Raw genomic sequence first — 3,054 nt, 5'->3', positions numbered from 1 at the left:
CGAAACCACGGTCTATCGGCTCGACGAGCTTTCCGAAGCCGCGAAAGACAATGCCCGCGCCTGGTATCGCGAGGGCGGCTTCGACTACGATTGGTACGATGCCGTCTATGAGGATTTCCGGCGGATCGCGGACATCCTCGGCATCCGCATCAAGACCCGCACCGTCCGCCTCATGGGCGGCGGCGTGCGACAAGAGCCTTGCATCTGGTTTACGGGCTTCTGGTCGCAGGGCGATGGCGCCGCGTTCGAAGGCCACTATTCCTATCGCAAAGGCACGGCGGCGGAAATCCGTGCCTATGCGCCGAAGGATGCGGAGCTGCACCGCATCGCGGATGCCCTACATCAGGCGCAACGCCGCAACTTCTACCAGTTGACGGCCGAGACGACCCATCGGGGGCGATACTATCACGAATACTGCATGGCGATCTCGGTCACCCGCGACAGCCCGACAGGGCAGGGCATGACCGCCGATGCCGAGGAGACCGTCATCGAGGCATTGCGCGATCTCGCGCGTTGGCTCTATCGCCAGCTTGAGCGCGACTACGATGACCTGACTTCGGATGAGGCGGTCGATGAGGCCATCGGTGCCAACGAATACAGCTTCACAGTTGATGGGAATCGCTTCGGCTAAAGCCCGGCTTTCCGGGGTTACAGTACCGACCGCAGGTCCGTCCGTGAGAAATCATCGCCGACAAAGAGCAACGGACAGCCGCGCTCGCTCGCGACCTCATAGGCGAAGCAATCGCCGTAGTTGAGACCGGCGGGATGAACGCCCTTGCCCCAGCGGGCATAGGCTTCGGAGATCCTGCGTGCCGAAGCCTCCGTGACGGAGACGACCTCGAACCCAAGGCCCTCGATCAGGGCGGCAATCTCTTCCCCAACATTGCGGCGCCCGGCCACGATCAGCGTCTCGGCCACGGTTCCGGCCGAGATCAGCAATCCGTCCGCCGCCTCGATCGCCGCCATGCAGGTCTCGGCCTGCGGCTCGTCCAGCACGATCGCCATCAGCGCCGAGGTGTCGACGACGATCACGCCGGCATCCCGTCATCACCATAGAGGAAGTCCTGACTGCGCGCGGCATCGGCGCCGGGCAGTGCCTTGCCCCGCGCCGTGGCCCGGACCCGCTCCATCAGCGCACGCCGGCCTTTCGGGGTCGCTGCGACAGCAACCCGCACGAGGCGGGCGACCTCATGGCCCCGCCGGGTCAGGATCACCTCGTCGCCGGCCTCGGCGCGTTTCACCAGTTCGGTGAGCTGCCCTTTCGCCTCGGTGACAGAAACCCTCATCGCACATCGCTCCAGATGTTCTCCGCTATCCTGCCAAGATGGTCCATAGAATGGTCCATTTCAAGCCCCCAGAGCGAGAGGAGGGCCGGGAGAGGGTGCCTCCGGACGGGTTGAGAGAGGGTCGTCCGGCTGCCGTCCCTTTCCCTCCAGGAGACCGATCATGGCTTTGCCCGAACTTGCTTCTCAATCCGCAACCCGTGTCCCCGACGCGCGCCGCATGAAGTTCCTGCCGCGCCTTTTCGGCCGGCGCCTGCTCATCATCGGCGAGCATGCCGTCTTCCGATTCATGGAGATCCTCAGCCCCGCCGATTACGGCGGCGGGCTCTGGGATTTCTACGAACGCGCCGGCCAGCCGCTCTATCTCGCGCCGACATCAAAGCCCCGTTACCTCCTGTTCTGCGAAGGCAACGGTTTCGAGGGCGAGGTCTCATGCGATGCGGCTGGGATCATCGCCACGCTCTTCGCCTTCTCGCATCTTTCCTTCCGCTACGATGACGACGAACTCGCCGAGGGCTATGGCCGTCTCTACGAACATGCCGCCAATCACCCGGAGGCGGCGGCGATCTTCCAGGCCATCGACTGAAACCCACAAGCGCCCAGCCTGACGGTCGGGCGCTTGTTTCATGCCTGCTTTCGCCACGGCTTCAGAGCGAGAGATGGGCCGGAAGGGGTTTGAGCCGGTGCGGTCGAGAGAGAGCGCTGCCCGGCTTGATCCTGACTTGCTCTCCCGAGGAATCCCCGATGAACATGATTTCCGCATCCGCGGCGGCATCCGCCACCGCGCCGCTTCCGCGCGACCACGACGCCGAGACCGCAGCCCGCATATTCACCGCTGCCGGCCTACTGCTGCCGCATCTGGAGCGCGGTCAGCGCGTCGATGCCGCCACGCTGCGCGGCGCGATGGAAGCGGGTTTCGGCGCTTCCGATGCCACCGGCGCCTGGACCTGGAAGCTGGCCTATGATGCCTGCGAGGCTGCGACCGTCCTCTTCCTGCGCAAATACGGCAATGTGCTTTTCCGTAAAGCCGCCTCGAAGTCGGCGATCCTGCCGCAGCTCGGCAAGATCTCCGGGCTTCTGCCGACGCATACGCGCCGCTCGGAAGAAGCGCAGACCTTCCAGCAGTTCTCCACCCCGATCCCGCTCGGTTTCGCGGCGGTCACGGCGGCGGCGATCACGCCTGCCGACCGTGTGCTGGAGCCCTCGGCCGGCACCGGGCTCCTCGCCATCCTGGCCGAGATCGCCGGCGGCACGCTTCTCGTAAATGAACTGGCCGAGATGCGCGCCGGCCTGCTTTCCTCTCTCTTTCCGGCCCTTTCCGTTACCCGCTTCGACGCGGCCCAGATCGATGACCATCTCGATCCCTGCCTTGTCCCGACCGTCGTGCTGATGAATCCACCGTTCTCGGTCATGGCCAATGTCGAGGGGCGCATGCGTGACGCCGCCTTTCGCCATGTCGCTTCGGCGCTGGCGCGTCTTGCGCCCGGCGGACGGCTCGTGACCATCACCGGCGCGAGCTTCGCCCCCGATAATCCGGCGTGGACCGCCTCCTGGACCCGGCTGCAGGAACGCGGTCGCGTCACCTTTTCCGCCGCCATCGACGGCTCGGTCTATGCCAAGCAAGGCACCACTGTCCCGACCCGGCTCACGGTCATCGACAAGCTGCCGGCCGAAGATGCGGCGGTGTTTCCGGCAGCGCCTGGTGTCGCGCCGGACGTGGCCACGCTGATCGCCTGGCTAGCCGACCTGCTTCCCACGCGGCTGCCGGTCG

The 3,054-nt window shown here is 65.5% G+C and carries 4 protein-coding genes and 1 pseudogene; 3 read left to right on the top strand and 2 right to left on the bottom strand.

Annotated features, from left to right (window positions below; translation table 11 throughout):
• The coding region (locus tag AQY21_RS13395) for a hypothetical protein (protein WP_058098142.1) at window positions 1–631 on the top strand (631 nt) is incomplete at its 5' end.
• Window positions 632–648: 17 nt separating this feature from the next.
• Here the strand turns inward: AQY21_RS13395 and AQY21_RS13390 are convergent.
• The gene (locus AQY21_RS13390; RefSeq protein WP_058098141.1) at window positions 649–1,032 is read right to left on the bottom strand and encodes a type II toxin-antitoxin system VapC family toxin; all 384 of its coding nucleotides are present in this window, start codon (window positions 1,030–1,032) and stop codon (window positions 649–651) included.
• Window positions 1,029–1,286 (bottom strand): type II toxin-antitoxin system Phd/YefM family antitoxin, encoded by a 258-nt coding sequence (locus AQY21_RS13385; RefSeq protein ID WP_058098140.1) that lies wholly within the window; start codon window positions 1,284–1,286, stop codon window positions 1,029–1,031. Before AQY21_RS13385 ends, AQY21_RS13390 begins: the two co-directional genes overlap by 4 nt.
• A 160-nt stretch (window positions 1,287–1,446) precedes the next feature.
• On the opposite strand from AQY21_RS13385, the gene AQY21_RS13380 reads away from it, so the two are divergent.
• Window positions 1,447–1,869: an antirestriction protein gene (locus tag AQY21_RS13380; RefSeq protein ID WP_058098139.1), complete on the top strand. Its 423-nt coding sequence runs from the start codon at window positions 1,447–1,449 to the stop codon at window positions 1,867–1,869.
• A gap of 158 nt (window positions 1,870–2,027) precedes the next feature.
• A pseudogene (locus AQY21_RS13375) lies at window positions 2,028–3,054 on the top strand (methylase); the annotation flags it as partial.

This window comes from Paracoccus sp. MKU1, from assembly GCF_001447385.1.
Classification (GTDB): Bacteria; Pseudomonadota; Alphaproteobacteria; order Rhodobacterales; family Rhodobacteraceae; genus Paracoccus.
The sequence above is the reverse complement of the archived record's forward strand: the minus strand, read 5'-3'. Positions and strand labels throughout refer to the sequence as shown.